The 25,103-nt window shown below is 71.7% G+C and carries 19 protein-coding genes; 10 read left to right on the forward strand and 9 right to left on the reverse strand.

Annotated elements, in window-relative coordinates; all coding sequences use genetic code 11:
- Positions 1–121 precede the first annotated feature (121 nt).
- The 3 genes from AC5L3X_RS12370 to AC5L3X_RS12380 are packed head-to-tail and all read left to right on the forward strand — an operon-like array spanning position 122 to position 2,660.
- Positions 122–1,090, forward strand: a complete 969-nt coding sequence (locus AC5L3X_RS12370) for a YccF domain-containing protein (RefSeq protein WP_494857074.1) — start codon at positions 122–124, stop codon at positions 1,088–1,090.
- A 17-nt stretch (positions 1,091–1,107) separates the two neighbouring features.
- Positions 1,108–1,920 carry a DUF3097 domain-containing protein gene (locus tag AC5L3X_RS12375; RefSeq protein WP_494857076.1) on the forward strand — a complete coding sequence of 271 codons (813 nt, stop codon included), beginning with the start codon at positions 1,108–1,110 and terminating at the stop codon, positions 1,918–1,920.
- Positions 1,917–2,660, forward strand: coding sequence for a DUF4870 domain-containing protein (locus AC5L3X_RS12380; RefSeq protein WP_494857078.1), 744 nt, complete (start codon positions 1,917–1,919; stop codon positions 2,658–2,660). Before AC5L3X_RS12375 ends, AC5L3X_RS12380 begins: the two co-directional genes overlap by 4 nt.
- On the opposite strand, the gene hemW is transcribed toward AC5L3X_RS12380, so the two are convergent.
- Positions 2,653–3,873: a radical SAM family heme chaperone HemW gene (gene hemW / locus AC5L3X_RS12385; RefSeq protein ID WP_494857080.1), complete on the reverse strand. Its 1,221-nt coding sequence runs from the start codon at positions 3,871–3,873 to the stop codon at positions 2,653–2,655. The genes AC5L3X_RS12380 and hemW overlap by 8 nt on opposite strands.
- Before the next feature lie 103 nt (positions 3,874–3,976).
- Here hemW and AC5L3X_RS12390 point away from each other — a divergent pair, with 103 nt between their 5' ends.
- On the forward strand, positions 3,977–5,218 hold the full coding sequence (locus AC5L3X_RS12390) for a glycoside hydrolase family 18 protein (protein WP_494857081.1): 1,242 nt from the start codon (positions 3,977–3,979) through the stop codon (positions 5,216–5,218).
- Between the two features lie 80 nt (positions 5,219–5,298).
- Here AC5L3X_RS12390 and AC5L3X_RS12395 read toward each other — a convergent pair whose 3' ends face one another.
- The 3 genes from AC5L3X_RS12395 to lepA form a co-directional block, all read right to left on the reverse strand.
- Positions 5,299–5,934: an MOSC domain-containing protein gene (locus AC5L3X_RS12395; RefSeq protein WP_494857083.1), complete on the reverse strand. Its 636-nt coding sequence runs from the start codon at positions 5,932–5,934 to the stop codon at positions 5,299–5,301.
- A gap of 126 nt (positions 5,935–6,060) precedes the next feature.
- On the reverse strand, positions 6,061–6,387 hold the full coding sequence (locus tag AC5L3X_RS12400) for a hypothetical protein (RefSeq protein ID WP_494857084.1): 327 nt from the start codon (positions 6,385–6,387) through the stop codon (positions 6,061–6,063).
- A gap of 235 nt (positions 6,388–6,622) precedes the next feature.
- A complete protein-coding gene (lepA, locus tag AC5L3X_RS12405) occupies positions 6,623–8,452 on the reverse strand; it encodes a translation elongation factor 4 (RefSeq protein ID WP_225262541.1) in 1,830 nt (609 codons plus the stop codon).
- A gap of 55 nt (positions 8,453–8,507) precedes the next feature.
- Between lepA and AC5L3X_RS12410 the strand changes: the two genes are divergently transcribed.
- The 6 genes from AC5L3X_RS12410 to AC5L3X_RS12435 all read left to right on the forward strand — a co-directional run bounded on the left by AC5L3X_RS12410 (position 8,508) and on the right by AC5L3X_RS12435 (position 17,431).
- Positions 8,508–9,500 (forward strand): glycoside hydrolase family 18 protein, encoded by a 993-nt coding sequence (locus AC5L3X_RS12410; protein ID WP_494857086.1) that lies wholly within the window; start codon positions 8,508–8,510, stop codon positions 9,498–9,500.
- Positions 9,501–9,630: 130 nt separating this feature from the next.
- The gene (gene rpsT, locus AC5L3X_RS12415; protein WP_189123702.1) at positions 9,631–9,900 is read left to right on the forward strand and encodes a 30S ribosomal protein S20; all 270 of its coding nucleotides are present in this window, start codon (positions 9,631–9,633) and stop codon (positions 9,898–9,900) included.
- 212 nt (positions 9,901–10,112) lie between these two features.
- Positions 10,113–13,208 (forward strand): ABC transporter permease, encoded by a 3,096-nt coding sequence (locus AC5L3X_RS12420; protein WP_494857087.1) that lies wholly within the window; start codon positions 10,113–10,115, stop codon positions 13,206–13,208.
- Positions 13,205–15,823 (forward strand): FtsX-like permease family protein, encoded by a 2,619-nt coding sequence (locus tag AC5L3X_RS12425; RefSeq protein WP_494857088.1) that lies wholly within the window; start codon positions 13,205–13,207, stop codon positions 15,821–15,823. The genes AC5L3X_RS12420 and AC5L3X_RS12425 overlap by 4 nt, the downstream gene beginning before the upstream one ends.
- Positions 15,820–16,743, forward strand: coding sequence for an ABC transporter ATP-binding protein (locus tag AC5L3X_RS12430; RefSeq protein WP_189123699.1), 924 nt, complete (start codon positions 15,820–15,822; stop codon positions 16,741–16,743). The genes AC5L3X_RS12425 and AC5L3X_RS12430 overlap by 4 nt, the downstream gene beginning before the upstream one ends.
- On the forward strand, positions 16,733–17,431 hold the full coding sequence (locus AC5L3X_RS12435) for an ABC transporter ATP-binding protein (RefSeq protein ID WP_494857089.1): 699 nt from the start codon (positions 16,733–16,735) through the stop codon (positions 17,429–17,431). The genes AC5L3X_RS12430 and AC5L3X_RS12435 overlap by 11 nt, the downstream gene beginning before the upstream one ends.
- 105 nt (positions 17,432–17,536) lie before the next feature.
- Here the strand turns inward: AC5L3X_RS12435 and holA are convergent, their stop codons facing one another.
- The 5 genes from holA to hutI form a co-directional block, all read right to left on the reverse strand.
- Positions 17,537–18,520: a DNA polymerase III subunit delta gene (holA, locus tag AC5L3X_RS12440; RefSeq protein WP_494857090.1), complete on the reverse strand. Its 984-nt coding sequence runs from the start codon at positions 18,518–18,520 to the stop codon at positions 17,537–17,539.
- A 33-nt stretch (positions 18,521–18,553) separates the two neighbouring features.
- Positions 18,554–21,190 (reverse strand): ComEC/Rec2 family competence protein, encoded by a 2,637-nt coding sequence (locus AC5L3X_RS12445; RefSeq protein ID WP_494857091.1) that lies wholly within the window; start codon positions 21,188–21,190, stop codon positions 18,554–18,556.
- Between the two features lie 613 nt (positions 21,191–21,803).
- The gene (locus AC5L3X_RS12450) at positions 21,804–22,637 is read right to left on the reverse strand and encodes a ComEA family DNA-binding protein (RefSeq protein WP_494857092.1); all 834 of its coding nucleotides are present in this window, start codon (positions 22,635–22,637) and stop codon (positions 21,804–21,806) included.
- 266 nt (positions 22,638–22,903) lie between these two features.
- On the reverse strand, positions 22,904–23,713 hold the full coding sequence (locus AC5L3X_RS12455; RefSeq protein WP_494857093.1) for a DegV family protein: 810 nt from the start codon (positions 23,711–23,713) through the stop codon (positions 22,904–22,906).
- Between the two features lie 13 nt (positions 23,714–23,726).
- Positions 23,727–24,935: an imidazolonepropionase gene (hutI, locus tag AC5L3X_RS12460; protein ID WP_189123695.1), complete on the reverse strand. Its 1,209-nt coding sequence runs from the start codon at positions 24,933–24,935 to the stop codon at positions 23,727–23,729.
- Between the last annotated feature and the right edge of the window lie 168 nt (positions 24,936–25,103).

Consider the following 25,103-nt stretch of genomic DNA (forward strand, 5'->3'; position numbering starts at 1 on the left):
GACAGGTCTAGCACTCTGTGTTCCCGAGTGCCAAGTGTACGGCTCTCTCCCACAAGGTGCGATAACACATCTCCATCCCGCCGCTGGCGTACGTCCGCCCAAAGGCCTCAGACTGGCCGACATGACCGACGAATCCCAGCCTCCGTCCTCCGGCCCCCCGCCAGGGCCGGGCCCTCAACCCGGGCAGGGGCCGCCGTACGACCAGCCGGTCCACGGGCAGCAGCCGGGTTATGGGCAGCCCCAGTACGGCCAGCCTCCGCAGGGGCAGCCGCAGTACGGCCAGCACCCGCAGGGCCGACCACCGTACGGACAGCCCCAGTACGGTCAGCCCCAGTACGGCGACCAGGCGCCGCAGTACGGTCAGCCCTCCTACGGTGACCAGCCCCAGTACGGCCCGCCCCCGTACGGTCAGCCTTCCGGCGAGCAGCCGCAGTACGGTCAGCCGCAGTATGGCGGCCCGCCACCACCACAGGGCGAGCAGCCCTACCTGCCGGGCCCCTTCAGCGGCTCGCCGCAGTTCGCCGGGCCGGTGGATCCCAAGAAGGTCAGGCCGAAGCTGTGGTGGATCGCGGCCGGCTGGGGCGTCGCGCTGGTCTGCGTGCTGGCCGGGGCGGTGCTGTTCGTCACCGGCATTTTCAGCACCGTCAGCCACCTGGCGCCCACCACGACGTTCGCGGCCGGCGAAAGCGTGACGGTGCCGATCAACCCCGCCGACAAGCCGGTGATCTACCTGGCCAGCACCGCGCGGGTGCACTACACCTGCCAGATCTCCGGCGGACCGGCTCCGGCCAGGCTCGCCAACACGCCGGCCAACCAGACGGTCACGGTCGGCTCCACCCGCTGGGAGCTCATCCTGGTGATCAACGCGCCCGCGCAGGGCGACTACCAGCTCACCTGCGCGACGCAGGAGCAGGCCGACGCGCGCTTCGGCGTGGGCCGTGACGCCTCCTCGGCCGTGGGCGGTCTCGTGGGCGGCGTGGCGGCGCTGCTGCTCATCCCCGGGCTCGGTCTGCTCGTCGGAGTCGTCGTGACGATCGTGGTGCTGGTACGGCGAAGCGGCAGCCGCAAGCGACTCGCGATGGCGGGGTGATTTGCTACGGTCCCCGTGTGTACGACGGCGATGTTCTCCGGGAAAACTGGCGGCGCCCGGGCAAGGGCAAGATCCCACAGGTGCCCGCGGAGCCCGATCTGGTCGTCGAGGACGCCGAGAGCGGCTTCTGCGGCGCCGTGGTGTCCTGCGACAAGGAGGCCGTCACGCTCGAAGACCGCTTCGGCAGGCGGCGGCTGTTCCCGCTTGCGCCCGCGGCGTTCCTCCTGGACGGCAAGGCGGTGACGCTGACCCGCCCGGCCGCGGCGGCCGCGGCCCGCGAGCCGAGGCGCAGCGCGTCCGGCTCGATCACCGTCGAGGGGCTGCGGGCGAGGGTGGCCAGGCAGAGCCGCATCTACGTCGAGGGCGTGCACGACGCCGCCCTGGTGGAGAAGATCTGGGGCCACGACCTTCGCGTGGAAGGGGTGGTGGTCGAGTACCTCGAAGGCGTGGACGATCTTCCCGCGATCGTTGAGGAGTTCGGGCCGGAGCCGGGACGCCGGCTGGGTGTGCTGGTCGACCACCTGGTGCCGGGGTCCAAGGAGAGCCGGATCGCCGCCCAGGTGACCTCCCCGGACGTGCTGGTCGTCGGGCACCCGTTCGTCGACATCTGGCAGGCGGTCAAGCCTTCCGTGCTGCGCATCCCGGCCTGGCCGGACGTGCCGCGAGGAGTACCGTGGAAGGAGGGCGTGATCGCCGCCCTGGGCTGGCGCGTGGAGCCGGCCGACGCGTGGCGGCGGATCCTCGGCGCCGTCTCGACCTACGCCGACCTGGAGCCCGAGTTGCTCGGCCGGGTCGAGGAACTGATCGACTTCGTTACGGAGGCATCGTGAGCCAGGACCCGCCCCAACAGCAGCCGGACGACGACGCCACCCGGCGCATCTCACAGTCGGACATCCCGCCGCAGGGCTCGGGCCCGCAAGGGCCCTACCAGCCGCAACCTGGCTCCGCACCGGGCTACCAGCCGCAGCCCGGTTCCGCACCGGGCTACCAGCCGCAACCTGGCTCCGCGCCGGGCTACCAGCCCCAGCCCGGTTTCGAGCGGCCCGGTCATCAGCCTCCCGCCGACCAGTGGCAGGGTTACCAGCAGCAGCCCGGCTCCAGCCCGCAGCAGGGTTACGGTTACGGCCAGCCGCCCACCCCGCCCCCGGGTTACCAGCAGCCGGGATACGGCTACCAGCAGCACCCCGGCCAGGGCTACGGCGCCCCGCGGCAGCGGCCGCCGCATGTGCCCGGAAGGTACGGCCCGCGCCCCGGCTCCGACGACACCACCATGGCGATGCTCGCCCACCTGCTCGGCCTGCTGGTGTCCTGGGTCGGCCCGCTGATCATCTACCTGATGAAGAAGGACGAGTCGCCCTATGTCCGCGACCAGGCGGCCGAGGCGCTCAACTTCCAGATCACGATGTTCATCGGCTACATGGTGGCCGGGCTGCTGACGATCGTCCTGATCGGGCTCCTGCTGCTGCCGGTCGTCTGGATCGTGTCGCTGATCTTCCACATCCAGGCCGCGATAGCCGCCAACAAGGGCGAGAACTACCGCTATCCGATCGCCATCCGCCTGGTCAGCTGACCAGGTCGCGCACCAGCGCGTCGGCCAGCAACCGGCCCTTGAGGGTGAGCACCAGCCGCCCCGCCTTGAACGGCTCGGGCTCCAGCAGCCCGCCGCCGAGCGCGGTCGCGACGGTCGTGCGGGCGCCCGGGGCCACGTCGGCGAGCGGGTAGCCGGACACGAGCCGGAGCTCCAGCATTAGGCGTTCGGTCTCGCGGTCGTCGGCGGTGAGCACCTCGCGGGCGTGCGCGGGTGAGGCGCCTTCGGCCAGCCGCCGGGCGTAGGCGGCGGGGTGCTTGACGTTCCACCAGCGGGTGCCACCGACGTGGCTGTGCGCGCCGGGGCCGGCCGCCCACCAGTCGCCGCCGGTCCAGTAGAGCAGGTTGTGCAGGCACCTCGCCTCGTCGGAGGTCGCCCAGTTGGACACCTCGTACCAGCGGAAGCCGGCCTTCTCCAGCAGCTCGTCGGCGAGCTGGTAGCGGTCGGCGGCCACGTCGTCGTCGGGCATCGGCAGCTCGCCGCGCCGGATCCTGGCGGCCAGCCTGGTGCCCTGCTCGACGATGAGCGAGTAGGCGGAGACGTGGTCGGGCCCGGCCTCGATCGCGGCGTCCAGTGAGGCGCGCCAGTCGTCGTCGGTCTCTCCCGGCGTGCTGTAGATCAGGTCGAGGTTGACGTGTTCGAACCCGGCCCGCCTGGCCTCGTGGACGGCCTGCGCGGCCCGGCCGGGGGTATGGCGCCGGTCGAGGACCTTGAGCACGTGCTCCCGGGCGCTCTGCATGCCGAAGCTGACCCGGGTGAAGCCGACCCCGCGCAGCTCCGTCAGGTAGGCGGGGTCGACCGACTCCGGGTTGGCCTCGGTGGTCACCTCCGCGCCCGGCGAGACGCCGAACTCCGCGTCGATCGCGGCCAGGATCCTGCCCAGGTCGGCCGCGGGCAGCAGGGTGGGGGTGCCGCCCCCGAAGAACACGGTCCGCACCGGCAGGTCGGCGTCTCCGAGCACCCGCCGCGCGAGGCGGATCTCCGCGATCGCCGTGTCGGCGTAGTCGCGGTGCGCGGCACCGGGGCCGAGCTCGTCGGCGGTGTAGGTGTTGAAGTCGCAGTAGCCGCAGCGCGTCACACAGAACGGCACGTGCACGTAGAAGCCGAACGGGCGTGAGCCGAGGCCGCGCAGCGCGCTCTCGGGCAGCTCGCCGGTGGAGGGCGCGGGATCTCCGTCGGGGAGGGTGGATGGCACCCCTCCAGTCTGCCCGTTGCCATTGACTGCCCGATCCCACCGGCCTACTATCCGGTCTACTTATAGGAAAGTTTCCTATAAGTAGGTCTCCGGGAGCCGCCTCGTGAAGAAGCTTCTGCTCGTACTCTCGCTCTTACTCGGCCTCTCGGCGGTCGCCGTGCCCGCCGAGGCGCACACCGGGTTCAAACGGGTCGCCTACTTCATCCAATGGGGTGTGTACGGCCGCGACTTCCACGTCAGAGACGTGGACACCAGCGGCGCCGCGGCCAAGCTCACCCACCTCAACTACGCCTTCGGCTTCGTCAACGCCGAAGGCGACTGCTATTCGGCCGACCCGTGGGCCGACTGGCAGCGCCCGGTGCCCGCCGAGCAGAGCGTGGACGGGGTGGCCGACGAAGCCGGCCAGGCGCTCAACGGCAACCTCAACCAGTTGCGCAAGCTGAAGGCCAGGCATCCGCACCTGAAGGCACTGATCTCGCTCGGCGGGTGGACCGGGTCCGCGCACTTCTCCGACGCCGTGCTGACCGCCGAGTCTCGGGCCAGACTGGCCCGGTCGTGCGTCGACCTGTGGATGCGCGGCAACCTGCCCGGCCTGGAGGCCGGGGCCGCCGCAGGCGTGTTCGACGGCATCGACCTGGACTGGGAGTGGCCCGGCTCGTCCGGCGCCGAGGGCAACACCGTCCGGCCCGAGGACAGGCGTAACTTCACGCTGTTCGTCGAGGAGCTGCGCGCCCAGTTGCGCGCCTTCTCCGCCTCCTCGCTGCTGACCGCCTTCCTGCCCGCCGCCACGGCCAAGATCGACGCGGGGTTCGAGGTGGCGCGGGTGTTCAGGCAGCTCGACTTCGCCACCGTTCAGGGGTACGACCTGCGCGGCAGCTGGGAGACCCGGACCGGGCACAACGCCAACCTGCTCACCGACCGGCGAGACCCCAACCCGGTGCGCTACAGCGTCGACCAGACCGTACGCGACTACCTGTCACGTGGTGCGCCCGGACGCAAACTGGTGGTCGGAGTGCCTGCCTACGGCCAGGGCTGGACCGGGGTGACCGGCGGCGACGGCCTCTATCAGCCCGCCACCGGCCCGGCGCCAGGCAAGTGGGCCGCGGGCACCGAGGACTACAAGGACCTGGTGGCCAAACCCGGCAAGCGGCACCGCGACCTGCGCACCGGCACGCTCTGGTCGTACGACGGCAACGAGCTGTGGTCGTACGACGATCCGGCGGTGCTCGTGCAGAAGGCCGCCTACATCCGGCTCAAGGGCCTGGGCGGGTCGATGATGTGGTCGCTCGACCAGGACGACGACCGCGCCTCGCTCACCACCGCCCTGTATTCGGTGCTCAGGTGATCCCTGCTGGGTGATCCCGCGCGGGTGCCTCTGCTGAGTGACCCATCGCGGCGCGCCCTCCGGGGCGCGCCGCACGGGCGTCAGGGCGCGCCGGCACCCAGGACGCGGGCCGCGGCCTTGTCCCAGGAGGCCGCGTGGCCCGGGAGGGCGACGATGCGCCGCATCAGCTCCCTGTCTCCGTGGTAGGCCCGGAACGACTCCGCGACGGTCACGCTCTCGGCGGGCCGCGCCACGATCTCCACCTCGTCACCCACGCCGAGCTCGCCCAGCTCCACCACCCTGAGGTAGGCCCCGGGACGCCCGGCCTGGGTGAACCGTTTGATCCACCCGGGCTCGTCCATCCAGTTGCGGAAGACGACGCACGGCACCCGGGGGCCGGTCACCTCCAGCAGAGTGGTGCCGACCCGCCACCGCTCGCCGAGCAGCGCGCCGTTGACGTCCAGGCCCGACGTCGTGAGGTTTTCGCCGAACCTGCCATCGGGCAGCTCACGCCCGAGCTGCCCCTCCCACCAGTCGTAGTCTTCCCTGGCGTAGGAGTAGACCGCATGGCTGGGCGCGCCATGGCCCTCCTTGTCGGCCCGCTCGTCACCGGTCAGCCCGTTGTCGTGCACCGCCACCCGATGGCTCACCGGCGTTTTGCCGATGGCCGTCCATCCAGCCTTGCCTGCCCACTCCGCCTTGACTGATCGCCCGATATTTACCGAGATAACGCGCATACTTCAGACGCTAACCGAGGCTCCGCCTGGACGGCGATCCGTTCATGGCCTCTTTCTCGTGTCCCCGATCCCGGGCGCGCGCTGAGCGTCAGCCCTCGCGGGCCGGGAGGTGGCGGGGCCCCGCCGTCAACCCCGCCCCCACGGGCCGGAGGTGGCGGCACCGGAGCCGGCGAGCTGGAGCCGGGACCCGGTCTCGAATCCCGCCAGCTGTAAGAGCGTCTCCAGCGCGGCCTGGCGTACCTCCTCGACCGACTCACCCCGCGCGCCGAAGCAGTCGGCGGCCACGTCGAGCACCGCCAGGACCACGGCCGCGTCGGGATAGGGCACGTCGACCAGAACGGTGCCGTCCTCCGCGACCTCGGCGGGAGTCAGGTGCAGCCTCAGCAACCGGCGCAACTCCTCGGCCATCGCGACCCCCAGCACAGCGGCGCGCTCGAACCGCTCAGTGGCCATCACGTCAAGCATCACTGTGGACCCTCCACTCGTTAACTCCAGTCGCAAGAGTGTTCGAGACAGAAGGTAGACGACCCCACCGACAGAATCCCCGGCGCGGAAGGAGATCTCGCGCGCGCGATGGCCGTAGCAGGCCGACCACGTTCGCCGGGCCTCGCTCCGTTCGCGGGCCCGGCAACGTTCGCCCGCGTGGCCCCGTTCGCGGGCTCGCCGCGCCGCGAGGACAGGCGCGCGGCTACTTCTTGGGCTTGTCGCCGCCGGAGTCGGTGGACAGCGCGGCGACGAAGGCCTCCTGGGGCACCTCGACCCGACCGACCATCTTCATCCGCTTCTTGCCCTCCTTCTGCTTCTCCAGCAGCTTGCGCTTGCGGGAGATGTCGCCGCCGTAGCACTTGGCCAGGACGTCCTTGCGGATGGCGCGGATGTTCTCGCGGGCGATGACCCGGGCGCCGATGGCCGCCTGGATCGGCACCTCGAACTGCTGCCGGGGGATCAGCTCGCGCAGCTTCTTGGCCATGTCGACGCCGTAGGTGTAGGCCTTGTCCTTGTGCACGATGGCGCTGAAGGCGTCGACCGCCTCGCCCTGCAGCAGGATGTCGACCTTGACGAGGTCGGACTCCTCCTCGCCCGCGGGCTCGTAGTCGAGGGAGGCGTAGCCGCGGGTGCGTGACTTGAGCTGGTCGAAGAAGTCGAAGATGATCTCGCCGAGGGGCAGCGTGTAGCGGATCTCGACGCGGTCCTCCGACAGGTAGTCCATGCCGAGCAGCTGGCCGCGGCGCCCCTGGCAGATCTCCATGATCGCGCCGATGAACTCCGCCGGGGCCAGGATCGTGGACTTGGTGACCGGCTCGAAGACCTGCGCGATCTTGCCGCCGGTGGGGAACTCCGAGGGGTTGGTCACGGTCAGCTCGGAGCCGTCCTCCATCACCACGCGGTAGACGACGTTGGGCGCGGTGGAGATCAGCGACAGGCCGAACTCCCGCTCCAGCCGCTCGCGGATGATCTCCATGTGCAGCAGGCCCAGAAAGCCGACCCGGAAGCCGAACCCGAGCGCGGCCGAGGTCTCCGGCTCGTAGATGAGCGAGGCGTCGTTGAGCTGGAGCTTGTCGAGCGCCTCGCGCAGCTCGGGGTACTCGTCGCCGTCGATCGGATAGAGGCCCGAGAAGACCATGGGGCGGGGATGGTCGTAGCCCGCCAGCATCTCCTCGGCGGGCTTGACGACCGTGGTCACGGTGTCGCCGACCCGCGACTGGCGCACGTCCTTGACGCCACTGATCAGATAGCCGACCTCACCGACGCCCAGCCCGAGGTCCGACGGCTTGGGCTCGGGCGAGATGACGCCGATCTCCAGCGTCTCGTGCGCGGCCTTGGTGGACATCATGAGGATGCGCTCGCGCTTGCCCAGGTGACCGTCGATCACCCGCAGGTAGGTCACGACGCCTCGGTAGGTGTCGTAGACCGAGTCGAAGATCAGTGCCCGGGCGGGGGCGTCGGCGTTGCCGACCGGGGCGGGCACCGTCTGCACGACGTGGTCGAGCAGCTCGCGCACGCCCACGCCGGTCTTGCCGGACACGCGCAGCACGTCGGAGGGATCGCAGCCGATCAGGCCGGCCAGCTCGTCGGCGAACTTCTCGGGCTGCGCGGCCGGCAGGTCGATCTTGTTGAGCACCGGGATGATGTGCAGGTCGGCGTTCATGGCGAGGTAGAGGTTGGCCAGCGTCTGCGCCTCGATGCCCTGAGCGGCGTCGACCAGCAGCACCGCCCCCTCGCAGGCCTGCAGCGACCGCGAGACCTCGTAGGTGAAGTCGACGTGGCCGGGCGTGTCGATCATGTTGAGCACGTGGCCGTCCCATGGCAGCCGGACCGCCTGGGACTTGATCGTGATGCCGCGTTCGCGCTCGATGTCCATCCGGTCGAGGTACTGGGCGCGCATGGAACGGTCGTCGACCACACCGGTGATCTGCAGCATCCGGTCGGCAAGGGTCGACTTGCCGTGGTCGATGTGCGCGATGATGCAGAAGTTGCGGATCAACGCGGGGTCGGTCTGGCCAGGCTGAGTGCGCACCGAAGCTCGTTTCGACAGGGTTGAGGTCAAGCGTCTTTCATGGTGACATGCTCGGATGATTGCCCGAACCGTCATTCGCCGCGGCCTGCGCCTGATCGCGCTTGCCATGGTCGTCGTGGTCGCGCTGCTCGGCCTCTTGGCCGGCGCGTACCGCGTCCAGTTTACCGGTGACCCGGCGGCATGGGCGAAGAGCACCGGCGACGACGCCCTCTGGATGGGCCACATGTGGGTCGACGGCCGGCGCACGGAGCAGGATGTCAAGGACCTCGCGGCCCGGCTCGGCCGTACGGGGATCAAGGACCTGTACGTGCACTCCGGGCCGTTCGGCTACGACGGCCGCCTCGATCCCGCCCGCTACCCCAACGCCCGAAATTTCGTCCTATGGGTGAAGAAGTATCTCCCTGGTGTCCGCGTCTCCGCCTGGCTCGGCCAGAAGGTCAACGGCGGCCGCCTCGACCTCGACGACCCCCGTTCCAGGGCGAACGTGCTGGACGGCGTCGCCGCGGTCATGAAGACCGGCTTCGACGGCGTCCACTACAACTTCGAGCCCATCGGCGACGACGACACCGAGTTCCTTGACCTGCTGGAGCAGACCAGGCGGCACACCGGCCTGCTGTCCACCTCGACCCCGCAGATCGAGCCCTATCCCCTGACCCGCACCGCGTTCAGGATCGCCAGAGGCCACGACAAGTACTGGTCGCAGGCGTACTTCAAACAGGTCGCCGACCGGGTCGACCAGGTGGCGATCATGACCTACGACTCGGCCATGCCCCTGGAGTCCCTGTACGGCGGCCACGTCGTACGGCAGGCCGAGCTGGCCCTCGACCTGACCCCCAAGGACAAGCACGTGTTCGTGGGCGCTCCCGCCTACCATGACCACGGCGTGGCGTGGAGCGACGCGGTCGAGAGCGTGGCCACGGCCGCGCGGGGCGCCAAGCTGGCCCTGTCGGCGCACGGCGCGCGCGAAAGGTTCGGGCTGGCCCTCTATGTCGACTTCGCCGCCACGGAGGAGGACTGGAGGGAGTACGCTACCGAGTGGCTGACCTGAGTCCAGCGCCCCGGGCCGTTGATTTGAGCGACGACCTGGATTATTGGTACTCTGGTCAACTGCGTGTGGCGCGCCCTCTCTCGAGCCCGCGCGCCCCATCCATCACCAAGACTTTCACCGAGGCTTCTTCGTGGCGAACATCAAGTCCCAGATCAAGCGCAACAAGCAGAACGAGAAGGCCCGCCTGCGCAACAAGGCGGTCAAGTCCTCCCTGAAGACGGCTGTCCGCAAGTTCCGCGAGGCCGCCGAGCAGGGTGACGTCGAGCAGGCCGTCGCGCTCCAGCGCGTCGCCGCCCGTCAGCTGGACAAGGCCGTCAGCAAGGGCGTCATCCACAAGAACCAGGCTGCCAATCGCAAGTCCGCGATCGCCAAGCAGGCCGCCTCCCTGGCCGCCAAGTAATCCTGGTCTCTTCGAGCGCCGCACTCCCTCAGGGGTGCGGCGTTTCCGTGTCTCCTTAGCTCAGCGACATGGGCGTACTGCCCAGGTTGTGTCACAGTTTCGATATCACACGCGCGTCGCCGCGGCGCATCGGCTGTGTCACCGATGGAAAGATCCCTTGCCCTCCGTCCGGCCCTTGCCCAGAGTTCATCTAAACGGGCGAGAGGGGGCACATGCGAGGGTTGTTGGTGGTCAAGCGCGCGTTCAGCCAGCCCATGCTGCTGCTGGCCGCGTTCGGCTCGATTCTGCTGGCCACCACGACGCTCGTCGCGCTGACCATGTACGCCTCCTCCATCGCCGAGGCGGGCGTGCGCCGGACCATGGAGACCGCCTCGCTCGGCCAGGTCGCCGCGACCGTCGGCGCGCCGGTGACGGCGGCCACGTTCCCCCGGCTGGACCAGGCCGTACGCGCCCGGTTCGGCGAGGCGTACGCCGGAGCGCCCGCGGACCTCACCACCAGCTTCCGCTCCGACTCCTACGTGCTGCCCGGCCAGGAGCGCCGCCAGCGGCCAGAGCTGCTCAGGTTCGGTGGCTACGACGGGCTCGACCGGCACGCCAGGCTCGTCTCCGGCGCCTGGCCCGGCGCCGCCGCCGGGAAGGGCGACACGGTCGAGGCGGCCATCTCCCTGTCGGCCGCCTCCGCGACCGGCTTCAAGGCCGGCCAGGAGTTCACCACCGAGAGCCGCCTCGACGGCGACCCGGTCAAGGTCCGCGTCACCGGCGTCTTCCAGCTGAACGACCCCTTCGGCGACCGCTGGAGCGGCGAGGAACTGCTCAGCCGGGGCCTCGAAACAGGCGAGTACACCACCTACGGCCCGCTCATGGTGCCCCGCGAGACGTTCCTCGGCCGCTTCGCCACCAACGTCAACGCGACCTGGACGGCGGTCCCCGACCTGCGCGCGCTGACGCCGGAGCAACTGCGCCCGCTCGCCGCCCGGGTGGCCGAGCTGCGGTCGGCGCTGCACGCGAACGGCTGCGGCTCCTGCACCGCCGCCAGCCGGCTGCCCGAGCTCCTCACCCAGCTCGGCACCGCCTCCCTGGTCGCGCGCTCGACCATGTTGATCCCGGTGCTGCAACTGCTCCTGCTGTCCGCGTACGCGCTCATGCTGACCGCCCGGCTGCTGGCCGACCACCGCCGGATGGAGATCGCGCTGCTGCGTTCGCGGGGCGCGGGCACGCCGCGGCTGGCGTCCCTGGCCGGCGGTGAGGCGCTGCTGGTGGCGATCCCGTGCGCGATCATCGCGCCGTTCCTCGGGCCGCCGCTGCTGGCGCTGGTCAACTCGCTGCCGTGGATCAGCGCCTCGGGGGTGCGGCTGGCGCCGCCGATCGACCTGGGCACGTTCCTCGTCTCGTTCGGCGTCGCCCTGGCGGCGGCCGTGCTGCTCGTGCTGCCGGCGCTGGCGGGCGCGCGCCGTACCTATGTGGAGGAGCAGTCGGCGCGCGGGCGCGGCGGCGGGCGCGGGCTGATCGAGCGGGCGGGCGCGGACCTGGCGCTGCTGGTGGTGGCCGGGCTGGCCATCTGGCAGCTGCGCCACTACGGCGCCCCCGTCACCACCACGGCCGGCGGCGACCTCGGCATCGACCCGCTGATCATCTCCGGGCCGGCGCTGGCGCTGCTCACCGGCGGCATGCTGGGACTGCGCCTGGTCCCGCGCGTGTCGAAGCTCGCCGAACGGCTGACCGAGGTGCGGACCACGTTCGCCCCCGCGCTCGGCGCCCGGCAGGTGAGCAGGCGCCCGCTCAGGTACGCCGGCCCGGCGCTGCTGCTGACCATGGCGATCGCGATCGGCATCGTGTCCATGGCCACGGCGTCCACCTGGCGCACCTCGCAGCAGGACCAGGCCCGCCATCAGGCCGGGGCCGACCTGCGGATCTCGGGGCCGCCGAACGGGCCCGAGCTGGGCACGTTCGGCCGGGGGACGGCGTTCGCCGCGCTGCCGGGCGTCACGGCGCTCTCGCCCGCCTTCCGCGGCCAGGTCGAGTTCGGCGGCGAGGACGCCGTCCTGCTCGGGCTCGACGCGGCCAAGCTGGAGGACGTGTTCCAGCTCCGTCCCGACCTGTCGGCGCGGCCGGTCGCCGACCTGTCCCGCGCGCTTCGTGAGGGCGTCCCGCGCGCCGCGGCCCTGGAGCTCCGGGGCCGCCCGGCCACGCTGACCGTACGGGCGCGGACGGACATGGACGCGCCGCTCCGGCTGGTCGTCTCCGACGCCCTCGACGTGTGGCGCGAGCTGCCGCTGGGCGTGCTGCGCACCGGCGACAACCGGATCGAGGTGGACCTCACGACGCTGGCCGGGCGGAGCGGGAAGATCAGTTACCCGCTGTCGATCCGCGGCCTGGTCACGGGCCGGCCCCAGAGCGGCGCCCCGACGGTCACGCTGACCGGGCTGAGCGCCGACGGTGGGCCGATCCCCTTACCCGCCACCCTGGGCGTCGTCGGATCGCAGCCGGTCGCGCTCGCCCTGGGCGCGTCTTCGACGGCCTGGGCGCTGCCCGTGGTGCTCACGGCCGACCTCGCCGCCACGCTCGACCTGGCCACCGGCGAGGTCGGACGCGTCAGCCTGGATCGCAACACCGTCGACATCAGGGTGGCCGGCATCGTGGACCGGATGCCGGCGACGGCACCCGACCAGCAGGCGGTGCTCGTCGACTGGGGCGACCTGCAGGCCATCGGGCTCGCGGCCGGGCAGCTCGCCCGGCCCGCGACCGAGTGGTGGCTCGCCGCCGAGGGCGGCGACGCCGGGCCCGCGCACGCGGCGCTTAAGCGCAATCCCGGGTGGGACGTCACCGTCGTCGAGCAGCGCGCGCTCGCCGCCCAACTCCAGGACGACCCGCTGGCCACCGGCCTGCAGGGGGCGCTGATCCTCGGCTTCGTCGCGGCGCTGGTGTTCGCGGCCCTCGGGTTCCTGGTCAACGCCGTGGTCGCGGCCAGGGAGCGGATGTCGGAGTTCACCATCCTGCGGGCGCTCGGCGTGAGCTTCCGGCAGGTGTTCGGACTGCTGGCGATCGAGCAGACGTTCGTCATCGGACTGTCGCTGATCGCCGGGACCGTACTCGCGGTCGTGGTCGGGGTCCTCGTGGTGCCGCACATCGTGCTCACGGGGCAGGCGGCTGCCGTCACGCCCGGCGTGGTCCTCGACATTCCGTGGCTCGCGACCGGCGGCCTGCTGGCAGGGGTGGCCATGCTGCTGTTCGCCATCGTCGCCGGGCTGGCGCGGCACCTGCGAGGTCAGGGGCTCGGCCGCGTGCTCCGCATCGGGGAGGACCAGTGAGGATCCTGCCGCTCGCCCGGGCGCACCTCGGCACGATGGCGGTGCTCGCCGTGCTCACGTTGAGCGCCTGCCTGCTCGTCGCCGGGCTGCCCCGGCTCGTGCAGGGCTCGTTCGATGACGCGCTGCGCGAGTCGCTGCGCGGCGCGGGGGCCTCACAGGTCGATCTCACCGTACGGGTCGCGACGAACTCCCGCGAGGACGACCTGATCGAGCGCGCCCAGTTCGACTCCAGGGACGCGGAGTACCGGGCGCTCCTGCCCGGGCCGCTGCGTCCGCTCGTGGTCCCGGCCGGCGCCTCCACCGGCCACGCCAGCGCCAAGACGTACGACACGCCGGTCCGCGGGTCCGGCGGCATGCGGTTCGTCAACCTGGCCTGGCTGTCCGACGCCGACCGGCGGGTCCGCTGGATCGACGGCCGAGCTCCCGGCGCGCCCTCCGCCATGGCGTACGAGCAGGCGACCATCCCGGTGTTCGAGGTGGGCGTCGTCGACGAGGCCCGCGCCAAGATGGGCCTCCGGCTCGGCGACGTGGCGATCATCGGGGAGAGTCACCCCGCGGCGGTCAGGATCGTCGGTGTGTTCGCGGCCACCGACCCCGCCGACCGCTACTGGAGCCACCACGGCGACGTTCTGCGCGTCACCGAGACACAGCCGCCCGGCAAGCTCGACCCGGAGAGGCGCACGACCGCGCTGATCTCCGACAGCGGCCTGGCCAAGCTGAGCGGCGCCGACCGCAACCTGCGCTACGGCTGGGTCCTGCCGGTCGACCCGGAGGCGTTCTCGTCACTCGGGACGTCCGAGATCGCCACCGCGATCACCGTCTTCGACCGCGGGGTCGCGCTGCGGTCGGTGAGCGTGTCCACTCGGACCTGGCTGGAGACCCACCTGCCCGAGCTGCTGACCGCTTTCAGCGCCGCGATGGCCACCGCGCGGACCGTGATGTTCCTGGTGCTCGGCGGCCTGCTGGCGGTGGCCCTCGGCGTGATCGTGCTGTCCGTGCACCTGCTGACCGACCGGATGGACCACTCGCTGGCGCTGGCGCGGGCACGCGGCGGGTCGCTGCGGCAGGTCGCCGGGGCGGGCACGGCGCTGACGACCTGCGTGGTGGCGCCCGCCGCGCTGGCCGGCTACGCCCTGTCCTTCCTGATCCCCGGGCCGGTGACGTGGATCGTGCACGCCGGGCCCGCGCTGGTGGTCGTCACCGCCGCCGGGTTCGCCGCCGCGCGACTGGCGCTCACGCATCGCGCGCCGCTGCACGAACGCCGTGACGACGTGGTCACCACCCGCACCTCGGCCCGGCGGATCACGTTGGAGGCGCTGGTCGTGGTGCTCGCACTGGCCGGCGCCTATCTGCTGCGCAGCCGCGGCCTGACCGCCGAGGGCGCCGGGGACGACCCGTTCCTGCTGTTCGTGCCGATCGCCCTGACGGTGGCCGCCGCGCTGATCACGATCCGCTGCTACCCGTATCCACTGCGCCTGCTCGTACGCCTGGCCGCCCGCCGCCGACCGGCCGTTCCGTTCCTGGGGCTGACCAGGGCGGCCCGGGCGCGGTCCGGCAGCGTGCTGCCGGTGCTCATCCTGCTGCCCGCACTCGGTGTCTCGGTGTTCGCCTCGGTGATCTCCGGCGGCATCGCCGACACCCAGCGGCTGGCCTCCTGGCAGAACGCGGGGGCGCCCATCAGGCTCACTTCGGCCGTCGAGCTGCCGCCCGACGCCGTCGAACGGGTCCGCCGGGTGCCGGGCGTGGAGCTCGTCGTGCCCGCGCAGACGGCCCAGGTTCAGCTCGGCTACGGCGGCGAGCGGGCCGACGCCATCGCGGTCGACCTGGACGGGTGGCGGCGGGTACTGGCAGGCGCGCCGATCAGTGTGCCGGCCATGCCGGGCGTGCCGTCCGGTGTCCCCGCGCTGGTCTCGCCCGAGCTGCGCGGGCGAGGTACCATCGACGTCGGCTGGCTCAGGCGGGCCAAGGTCACCGAGCGCGGCGTGGTCTCCTCGGTGCCCGGGTTCTTCTCCGGCAAGCCGTTCCTGGTGCTGCCCTTCGAGGTGAACGAACGCCCGTCGGTCAACGCGCTGCTCATCAAGGGCGACGCGGATCCGGCGGCCGTCCTCAAGGCGTCGGGATCGCCGCGCGCCACCGTCACCACGCAGGCCGGGGAGCTGGCCTCGATCGAGGGCGGGCCGCTGACCACCACCGTCCGGAGCGTGCTGCTCGTCACCACGATCGCGCTGGCCGCGTACGCGCTCGTCGCGGTCATCGTCACGCTGGTGATCGGCGCGGCCGAGCGGGCCAGGGCGCTGTCGTTCCTGCGCACCCTCGGGCTGTCCGACCGGCAGGCGCGACGGCTGACCGTGCTGGAGGTGCTCCCGATGATCCTCATCACCGCGGTCGTCGGCCTGGCGCTCGGCCTCGGCCTGCCCGCGGCGCTCGGGCCGGGCGTGGACCTGTCCTCCTACGCGGGCGGGGTGGCCGTCGGCGAATTCGAACTCGACCTGGTCACGCCCGCGTTCCTGGCCGCCGGGCTCGCCTTCGCGGCCGTGCTCGGCGCCTACGTCCACACCGCCATCAGCCGCCGCCGCGCCCTCGGCGCCACGCTTCGAGTGGGTGAGCTCACGTGAATCCGACCCTGTCCGAGCTGGAAGCCCAGGCGAGCGTCGAACGGGCCGCCTTCGGCGGCGACGCGCACATCGTCTGCGACAACCTGGTGCGCATCTACAAGACCGAGGGCGTCGAGGTGGTCGCCCTGCAGGGGCTCGACCTGCTCATCCAGCGCGGCGAGCTGGTCGCCATCGTGGGCGCGTCGGGCTCGGGCAAGTCGACGCTGCTCAACGTGCTGTCCGGCCTCGACGTGCCCACCGCCGGCGTGGCCAGGGTCGCGGGCATGGACCTGCTCGCGATGACCGCCAAGGACCGGCTGCGCTACCGGCGCGAGGTGGTCGGGTTCATCTGGCAGCAGACCGCGCGCAACCTGCTCCCCTACCTGACCGCGCGGGAGAACGTCGAGCTGCCGATGAAGCTGGCCGGCAAGGCCCGCCGAGGCCGCGCGCTGGAGTTGCTGGACCTGCTCGGCGTGGGCCACAGCGCCGGGCACGGACCGGCCGAGCTGTCCGGTGGCGAACAGCAGCGGGTGGCCATCGCGGTCGCCCTGGCCAACTCCCCCCAGCTCATCCTGGCCGACGAGCCGACCGGTGAGCTCGACAGCGAGACCTCGGCCCAGGTGTTCGACGCGCTGCGCAAGGCCAACCGGGAGCTGGGCGTCACCGTGGTCATCGTGACCCACGACCCGCTCGTGTCGGAGCAGGTCGACCGTACGATCGGCATCCGCGACGGGCGCACCAGCAGCGAGACGCTGCGCCGGGAGGACGCCGAGGGCCGGCTCGTGGCGGAGGAGTACGCGGTGCTCGACCGGGTGGGCCGGCTACAGCTCCCCCGCGACTTCATGAACGCCCTTGAGATGGAACGCCGGGTACGCCTCGAACTCGAGTCCGACCATATCGGCGTATGGCCGGCCCGAGAGGAGCCCTCCCATGAGCAGTGAGCCGTTGGTCCTGGTGGAGGGCCTGCGCAAGGTCTACCGGAGCGGGCCCAAGGAGGTCGTCGCGCTACGCGAGGTGTCGTTAGAGGCGTTCCCCGGCGAGCTGATCGCCATCCGGGGCCGGTCGGGCTCCGGCAAGACCACGCTGCTGAACCAGATCGGCGGACTCGACCGGCCCGACGCCGGCCGGGTCGTCGTGGAGGGGCGGGAGGTCACCTCCATGTCCGACGGCGACCTGCTGGAGCTGCGCCGCGACGTGGTGGGGTTCGTGTTCCAGTCGTTCGGGCTGATCCCCGTGCTGTCGGCTGCCGAGAACGTCGGGGTGCCCATGCGGCTCCGCCGTACGCCGGTGGCGGAGCGGGAGAAGCGGATCCGCATGCTGCTCGCCCTCGTCGGGCTGGAGCAGCACGCCAACCAACGCCCGTACGAGCTGTCCGGCGGCCAGCGGCAACGCGTCGCGATCGCCCGCTCGCTGGCCAACCGGCCGAAGCTGCTGGTCGCCGACGAGCCGACCGGGCAGCTCGACTCCCAGACGGGCCGCCAGATCATGCAGTTGCTGCGCGCCCTCGTGCGCAGCGAGGGCGTCACCGCGCTGGTCGCCACGCACGACCCCGGCCTCATCACGCTCGCGGACCGGGTGCTGGAGATCCGCGACGGCGTGCTTCGAGAGGCCGCGCTGCAGGAGTCCTGACAGTCGGCGCCGATGGGTCAGCTCACGCGATCGCACCGCATGGCGGACGCGTCACCCGAGTGGCCGGTCAGCGGCCCGTGCGGGACGCGTCAGCCGAGAGGCGGGTCAGCGGCCCGTGCGGTTGGCCACGATGACCTGGACGGTGTGCTCCAGCGCGTAGGCGGGGTCGGCGCCGCCGCCCTTGACCTGCTCGTCAGCCTCGGCCACGGCCTGGATGGCCCGGGACAGGCCCTCGGGGCCCCAGCCGTTGAGCTGGCGCTTGACCCGGTCGATCTTCCACGGCGGCATGCCCAGATGGCTGGCGAGCTGCCCGCCGCGCAGATTGCGGGGCGCTCCACCGACCTTGGCGACGGACCTCAGCCCGCCGGCCAGCGCGCTCACCAGCAGCACCGGCGCCACACCGGTGCCGAGCGCCCATCTCAGCTGCTCAAGGGCCTCACCGAGCCGCCCCTCGATCGCCGAGTCGGCCACGTTGAACCCGGTGACCTCCGCCCGCCCCTTGTGGTAGCGGCCCACGGCCGCGAGGTCGATCGTCTTCTCCTCGGTGTCGAACGCCAACTGGCTGCAGGCCGCCGCCAACTCCCGGAGATCGTTGCCCACGGCGTCGAGGAGCGCCTGAGCGGCGTCGGCGGAGATGCCCCGCCCCGCCCGCTTGATCTCACCCTTGACGAAGTCGAGCCGCTCCCCCGCCTTGGTCACCTTGTTGACGGTGACGACCTCGGCTCTGGCCTTCTTGAGCCCGTCGACCAGCGCCTTGCCCTTGACTCCGCCGGGATGCGCCAGGACGAGAACGGCGTCCTCGGAGGGATCCGCGGCGTAGGCCACGACCTCGGCTATGACGTCCTTCACCAGATCCTGCGCGGACCGGATCACCACCACGGTCCGGTCCCCGAACAGGGACGGCGAGGTCAGCTGGGTCACCTCGCCCGGCGTCACCTTGGACCCGACGAGATCGTGCACCTCGGCGCCCGCCTCACCGGCTCGCGCCGCCGCCACGACCGCGGCGACCGCCCGCTCGGCCAGCAGCTCCTCGTCGCCGACGACCAGGGTCACGAGTGCTGGATCGGTACGCGCCATGTCGAGCAGCATGCCACGCCCCGCCGCCAATCTGGTACTCGACCGTCACCGTCCTCGGGCCACGACGGCGAGGGCACCGTCCTGCTCGACCACCGCGAGGTCGCCGGACCTGTCAGTGCGGTAGACGCGGGCGCCGAGGCGGTTGAGGAGGGCGATCGTGGGCTGGGCCGGGTGGCCGTAGTCGTTGCCGGCGCCCACGCTGATCAGTGCCGCACGGGCGCCCACCGCGGCGAAGAAGGCCGGATCCTGCCGGGGGGACCCGTGATGCGGGACCTTGAGGATGTCGGCGACGGGCAGGGGACCATGGAGCAGCCGGTCTTGGGCCTCGATCTCGATATCGCCACTGAGCAGGGCCGAACCGGCTCGCCAGCGTACGTGAACGACGACGCTGGAGTTGTTGATCTCGCTCCCCTCGCCCTGTCCCCTGTTGGCGTGCCCCTGCGCCGGGCCGAGGACGGTCAGCTCCGAGGGGCCCAGGCGCCACCGGGTGCCTGCCGCCGCCGTCCACTCGGGGATGCGACGCCTGGCCAGATCGTCCGACAGCCGGGACGGACGGGACCGGTCGGACCCGAGGGACTCATAGGAGTGGAACCCATGAGACTCATGACCCTTCTGAGGCCAATGTGAGTGTGAGTTTCCGGGGGCCGGATCGCCGGAGCCGGGGCGGTAAGGGCTCACGACCACCGCGCCGACGCGCCGGCCTCTGAGGACACCTGGCAGACCGTCGACGTGATCGGCATGGGGATGGGTGAGGATCACCAGAGGCACCTCGTCTATCCCCAGCGTGCGCAGGCAGCGATCCATGGCCACGGGGTCGGGACCGGTGTCGACCACCACGCCTCGCCCGGGCCCTGCCGCGATCACCAGGCCGTCGCCCTGCCCCACATCGCACATCACCATCAACCACGACTTGGGCGGCCAGGGCGCGGCGATGGGGCGAATGACGTACACCGCGACCAGGGCTCCCCCGGCCACCGCCAGGGCCACCGCTCGCCAGGCGTGGCGTCTCCAGAGGACGACCACAGCGGTGACCGTGATCGCGAGCAGACCCAGCCCTTGAACGCCACCCGGCCACGGCAGGGTCGCCATGGGGATGTTCACCGCCCCCCGTGCGACCGTGATGATCCAGCCCACCGCGTAACCGGCGGGGACGACCAGCAGCCGGGCGGCCTCGGGCCAGAAGGGGGCCATCAGCGCGGCGGTGAAGCCCAGCAGGGTCGCGGGCGCCACGGCCGGGCCGGCCAGCAGATTGGCCGGCACCGCGACCGGCGACAGCTGACCGGCCATCAACACCAGCACAGGCGTCACCGCCACCTGCGCCGCCGCGGGCACCGCCACGGCTTCAGCCACCCACCTCGGCATCCGCGTCCGTCGCTCCGCCACCCGCAGGTGCACTCGGCCCTCCGCCGCCCGCGCGGGCATCCGGCCCTCCGCCACCGAGGCGGGTGTCCAGCGCCCGGCCAACCGCACGAATATCCGGCGCCAGGCCAACCGCGTAGGTACCTGTCGTCCGGCCCGCCGCACACGCGCTCCACGCTCGTGACCCAGCCGTGCCCGCAGCCGATCCCAGCCGGCCGGTCGCGCCCGCTCTTCGCGACGCCTTGCCGATCGCCTCAAGTCCGCCGCGTCGGGCTCAGGCGTGGTTTCGCCGTTGTCGGACGGTATCGGCCGTGCCAGATAGGCGATGCTCCGTGGACTCGTCCGTGGCGGGAGGCCGTCGTCGGGATGTGGACCGGCCGGTGGAGTCGGTTGAGGTGATGGCTTCGACAGGCGGTCTCGCCAGCGAGGGGCGAGGAGCAGGATTCCGGCGGTTGCGAGGACGGACAAGGCGAAGCCGTACGAACGGGCGAGCTCGGGGGCGAAGAGGATCAGCAGGAGAACCGCCGCCGAAAGTGCCGCCACGCCGTCCTTGGCGCGGCCGGTGGCGAGGGCGACGGCGGCGACGAGGCCCATGAGGAGTGCGCGCAGGACGCTGGGAGACGGCCGGGCCACCACCGCGAACGCGATCATGGCGATGGCGGCGAAGACGGCTCTCAGAACGAGGGGAAGGCCCGCCAGGCGCGAGAGGGCCAGTGCCGCACCTGCCACGATCGACAGATTGGTGCCGCTCACCGCGTTGAGGTGACTCAGACCCGCTTCCTTGAGGTCAGCGCTGACCTGAGGATCCATCCGGGAGACGTCACCGACGACCAGCCCTGGGAGGAGACCACGCTGGTCGGCGGGGAGCGCGTCCGCGGCGGTGCGCAGGCCGGCCCTGAGCGTGCCTGCCACGGCCTGCAGCCGGCTGGGCCGGGTGAGGACCCTGGGTGGGCCCCGGACCAGCAGAACGGCGCTCACCAGGTCGCCAGGGGTCGCCTGGGCGAGCCTCGCGGTGACCTCCAGACGCTGGCTCGGGAGCAGGGAACGCCACTCGGCACCGTTGGCGAAGACGGTGACGGGCGTCCGCGTCACCACGCGCTGCCGGGCGGTGCGATAGACCTCGAGCTCGGCGGGAACCACCACCCTTTCCCGGTGGAAACGCCCGCGACTGATCACCCTCGGGTCGTCCGTCAACGTGACCTCTGCGGTGACCGTCGCCCCTTTCGCCGCCAACTCGGCCACCGGCCCGGTGCTGACGGCGTATACCCGGAGACCCACCGCCGCCGAGGTGGCCGCCAGGCACGCCAGCACCGCGATGGTCACGTTGCGCCAGGGCCACGGGGCCGAGGAGGTGAACCAGCGCTGCCCGCGAGCGCCGACGATCCTCCGGCCAAGTGAGGCGGCCAGCCAGGATTTCAGCTGGGCGCAGGTCGGGCGGACATGGCGAAGCGGGTGGGAGGCTGGAGCCACCCCACGCGCGCGCCGGAACCATGCCGTGCCCCGGAATGCTGGGGCTTGCCTGCCTGTACGCAAGAGGCATGCCGTGGCCAGGGCTCCAAGCGAGGTCACAGCGAAGACGATCAGGCTGGCCGTCGCGGACCACCCGAGCAGGACCAGCGCACCGGCCCACACCGTGAGCGCGGGCAGGACCAGAACCCAGGAATGCTCGCTGAGAAGACCACTACTACCAGGCGGAGGCGGTGCGTCCTCACTGAAAGGAGCGTTACCGGGCAGGTGCGGCGAGCGCCCGCTCAGAGAGCCGTCACCGAGCAGGTGCGGCGAGTGGCTGCTCAGAGAGCCGTCACCGAGCAGGTGCGGCGAGTGGCTGCTCAGAGCGGCGTCGCCGCAGGCGCTCGCGGCGTCGCCCGGGGAGCTCGCGGGAGGGTCTCCTGGCCGGCTTTCGCCGCATGGGGTGGCAGGTAGATCGCGGGACATGTCAGACGCGGACCTTGCCTTTGAGCTCGTCATAGGTACGCGGCCCGATGCCGCTCACCTCCCGTAGCTGGTCGACGCTGGTGAATCCGCCGTGGGCGGTGCGGAACTCGGCGATGCGGGCGGCCAGGACCTCGCCGACGCCCGGCAACTGCTCCAGTTGGTCCGGTGTGGCCGCGTTGAGGTCGAGCACGGCGGTGGCCGGGTCTGCCTGCGCCGCACCGGGGGCCGTGGGGCCCGCCGGGGCGCCGACGACGATCTGCTCGCCGTCGATCAGGCGTCTGGCCAGGTTGACCGAGCCCGTGGCGGCCGTCTGCCGTGCACCCCCGGCCGCGGTCACCGCGTCGGTCACCCGGGCGCCTAGGGGGAGGGTGTAGACGCCTGGTTTGCGCACCTTGCCGGTGACGTGGACGGTCAGCTGTGCCGTAGGGGTGGAGGCGGCGGGCGTGGCCATGGGCAGTGGCTGCATGGGCGATGGGGCGGTCAGGGGCTCCGGGGCGGGTTGGGATCGCCAGAGGAAGACGCCCGCGACCACCGCCGCGAACACGCCCAGCACGAGCAGGACGCGGAGCCCTGGACGGCCGGGGTCGAGCGCCGGAGCCTGGGTCGCGATGGCGGTGCGGAAGGCCGCGAATGACGGCGGGACGGAGATGGGCGGCACGGCCGGAGGGCGGGGAGCCGAACCGGGGGTGGCGATGCCGGAGGTGGCGATCGGAGTCTGGGAACGTGAATCCAGTGACGGCACAGCGGCGCGCTCGGACCGGCGCTCGGGCGTGGTGATCGACCGGAGACGCGACTCGGCTATGGTCTGCTCGGCCGTCGGGTCGTGGGTGCGCACGCGGACGAACGTAGAAGCCCGGGGTCCTGGAGCGTTGGGGCGAACGACGTTCTGGGGACAACCCGGCAGGGGGTCACGGTCCTGTGGACAAGCCAGAACCAACGGCCCGGACAGCCCAGCCGGCGGAAGGCGGGCGCCAAAGACCGGCGCCACGCGCTGACGCTGTGTCTCCCACCAGGGCCCGGACGGTCGTCACCGAGGCGGCGGGGACGGAAAACGGACGCCATGGACCGCGCGACGCCGGGTGATCCCCGGCCAGGAAGGCGTCAGCCGGGCAGGGTGACCGTCAGACCCAGCATGCCGGGCCCGACATGGACCCCGATGACGGCGCCGACCTCGACCACGCGTAGTTCCACGAGCCCCGGCAGCCGTTTGGGCAGCCGTTCGGCCAGCGACTCGGCGCGCTCCCGCGCCTCCAGGTGCTGCACGGCCACCTCGACCGGTTGCGGCCCGGCGGCCTGCACCGCCAGATCCTCCAGGCGCGAAATGGCTCTGGCGGAGGTGCGTACCTTCTCCAGTAACGACACCCGCCCGTCCACGACGTGCAGCAGCGGCTTGATGGCGAGGGCGGAGCCCACCAGCGAGGCGGCCGCGCCGATCCGCCCGCCGCGTCGCAACCGGTCGAGCGAGTCGGCGTAGAAGAACGACCGCGTCCGCGACACGCAACGCAGGGCGGCGCCCGCCACCTCCTCCAGAGTGCCGCCGAGGGAGGCGGTCCGGGCGGCTGCCAGCACGGGGTAGCCGAGCCCCATGGCGATGGACCGGCTGTCGATCACCTCGACCGGCACGGGCGCCTCCTGGGCGGCCAGCCCTGCCGCCTCCACGGTGCCCGAGAGGTCGCCGGAGAGGTGGATCGAGACCATGGCCGCCGCACCATCGGCGGCGAGGGCGGAGTAGCAGGCGGCGAAGCGCGCGGGCGCGGGGCGTGAGGTGGTCGCGCCGGTCAGGTCGCCGGTGAAGGAACCCTCGTCGTACGAGACGCCGGCCGAGATCACTTGCACGGGCACAACCGAGATATCGGAGACAGACGGCAGGTAAGCGGTGGAATCAGTGACTACGGCGACCGATTGCGGCATACACCGAGATTAACTACTGGACCGGGGTCCCACCCCGCCAGACGCGGCGCGGCTTGAGGCCGAAGGACCAGGCGAAGGCACCCTCGTGGTCGGCGTCCCACTGGACGATGTCGGCCAGCCGGCCGGGAGCGAGAACGCCGCGGTCGGGCGCGCCCAGGACGGTGGCGCCGCCCAGGGTGGCGGCCCGCAGCGCGTCGTTGACGCTCATCCCGAACGCCGACACGGCCATCGCGATGACCAGCGACATCGACGTGATGCCGCAGTAGCCGGGGTTGTGGTCGCTGCCGAGCGCGATCTGGACACCGTGCTTGATCATCTGCCGGACCGGCGGCACCTTGCCGCGCTGGAGCGCCGTCGCGGGGCAGACGACCGCGGGGACGCCGTAGCGGGACATGATCGCGATGTCCTCGTCGGACATGTGGTGCAGCCCGTCGGCGGAGGCGCAGCCGAGCTCGGCGGCCAGCTGCACGGCGCCGCGCCGGCTGAAGAGACCGGCGTGGATGCGCGGCAGCAGGCCGACGTTGCGGCCCGAGGCGAGGACCCAGCGGGACTCCTCGGTGGTGAAGTGGCCCTCGTCGCAGTAGACGTCGACGCTGTCGGCGCCCGCCGCCGCGGCGTCGGCGCACCAGGCGCCCACGGCCTCGACGTATTCGCGCTGGCGGCCGAAGTATTCGGGAGGCACCACGTGCGCCGCGAGGAAGGTGACGTGCACCCGCGGCATCATCGGCTCCTTCTCCAGCTCGCGCAGGAGGCGCACGTCGGCCAGCTCGCCGTCGCGGGTCAGGTGGTAGCCGGTCTTGGCCTCGACGGTCGTGGTGCCGTTGAGCAGCCAGCCGCGCAGCCGCTCGCGCACGCCGTTGCACAGGGTCCACGGGTCGGTGCCGCGCGTCACGGTGACGGTGGAGCCCACGCCGCCACCGGCGGCGGTGATCGCCGAGGAGGTGGAGCCACCGGTGCGGATGGCCAGCTCGGCGTAGCGGTTGCCGGCGTAGACGGGATGCGTGTGGGCGTCGATGAGACCGGGCGTGACCAGGGCGCCGCCCAGGTTTTCGACGTGGTCGACGTCGACGATGTCGTCGACGACTCCGGGCACGCTCTGCGGCAGGTCGGGCGCTCGCCCGACCCACGCGATGCGGTCGTTGTGCACGAGGATGGCCGCGTTGCTGAGGACCTCGTTGCCGGTCCAGAGGCGGCCGATGTTGGTCAGGAGCCGAACAGTCACCGCACCACCGCCCCGCACGAGCACAACGCCCAGCGCACGGCTGGCGCCGCGCCCGCTGAGCCGGCTCCGGGTACGGACGACATGGGGGGTCTCCTGCTCTCATCCGCGTAAGGCTGTGCGGTGACCGTATCGCCGGACTCATGATCCGGCGATTTCAGTTCAGTTACG

It is taken from the genome of Nonomuraea sp. CX421 (assembly GCF_059358955.1).

What these genes read in the sequence shown, in the direction of transcription:
- AC5L3X_RS12435 (WP_494857089.1), top strand. Translation starts at nt 16,733, where the DNA reads ATGAGCAGTGAGCCGTTGGTCCTGGTGGAGGGCCTGCGCAAGGTCTAC.
- AC5L3X_RS12420 (WP_494857087.1), top strand. Translation starts at nt 10,113, where the DNA reads ATGCGAGGGTTGTTGGTGGTCAAGCGCGCGTTCAGCCAGCCCATGCTG.
- AC5L3X_RS12410 (WP_494857086.1), top strand. Translation starts at nt 8,508, where the DNA reads ATGATTGCCCGAACCGTCATTCGCCGCGGCCTGCGCCTGATCGCGCTT.
- holA (WP_494857090.1), bottom strand. Translation starts at nt 18,520, where the DNA reads ATGCTGCTCGACATGGCGCGTACCGATCCAGCACTCGTGACCCTGGTC.
- AC5L3X_RS12400 (WP_494857084.1), bottom strand. Translation starts at nt 6,387, where the DNA reads ATGGCCACTGAGCGGTTCGAGCGCGCCGCTGTGCTGGGGGTCGCGATG.
- AC5L3X_RS12370 (WP_494857074.1), top strand. Translation starts at nt 122, where the DNA reads ATGACCGACGAATCCCAGCCTCCGTCCTCCGGCCCCCCGCCAGGGCCG.
- AC5L3X_RS12395 (WP_494857083.1), bottom strand. Translation starts at nt 5,934, where the DNA reads ATGCGCGTTATCTCGGTAAATATCGGGCGATCAGTCAAGGCGGAGTGG.
- AC5L3X_RS12455 (WP_494857093.1), bottom strand. Translation starts at nt 23,713, where the DNA reads ATGCCGCAATCGGTCGCCGTAGTCACTGATTCCACCGCTTACCTGCCG.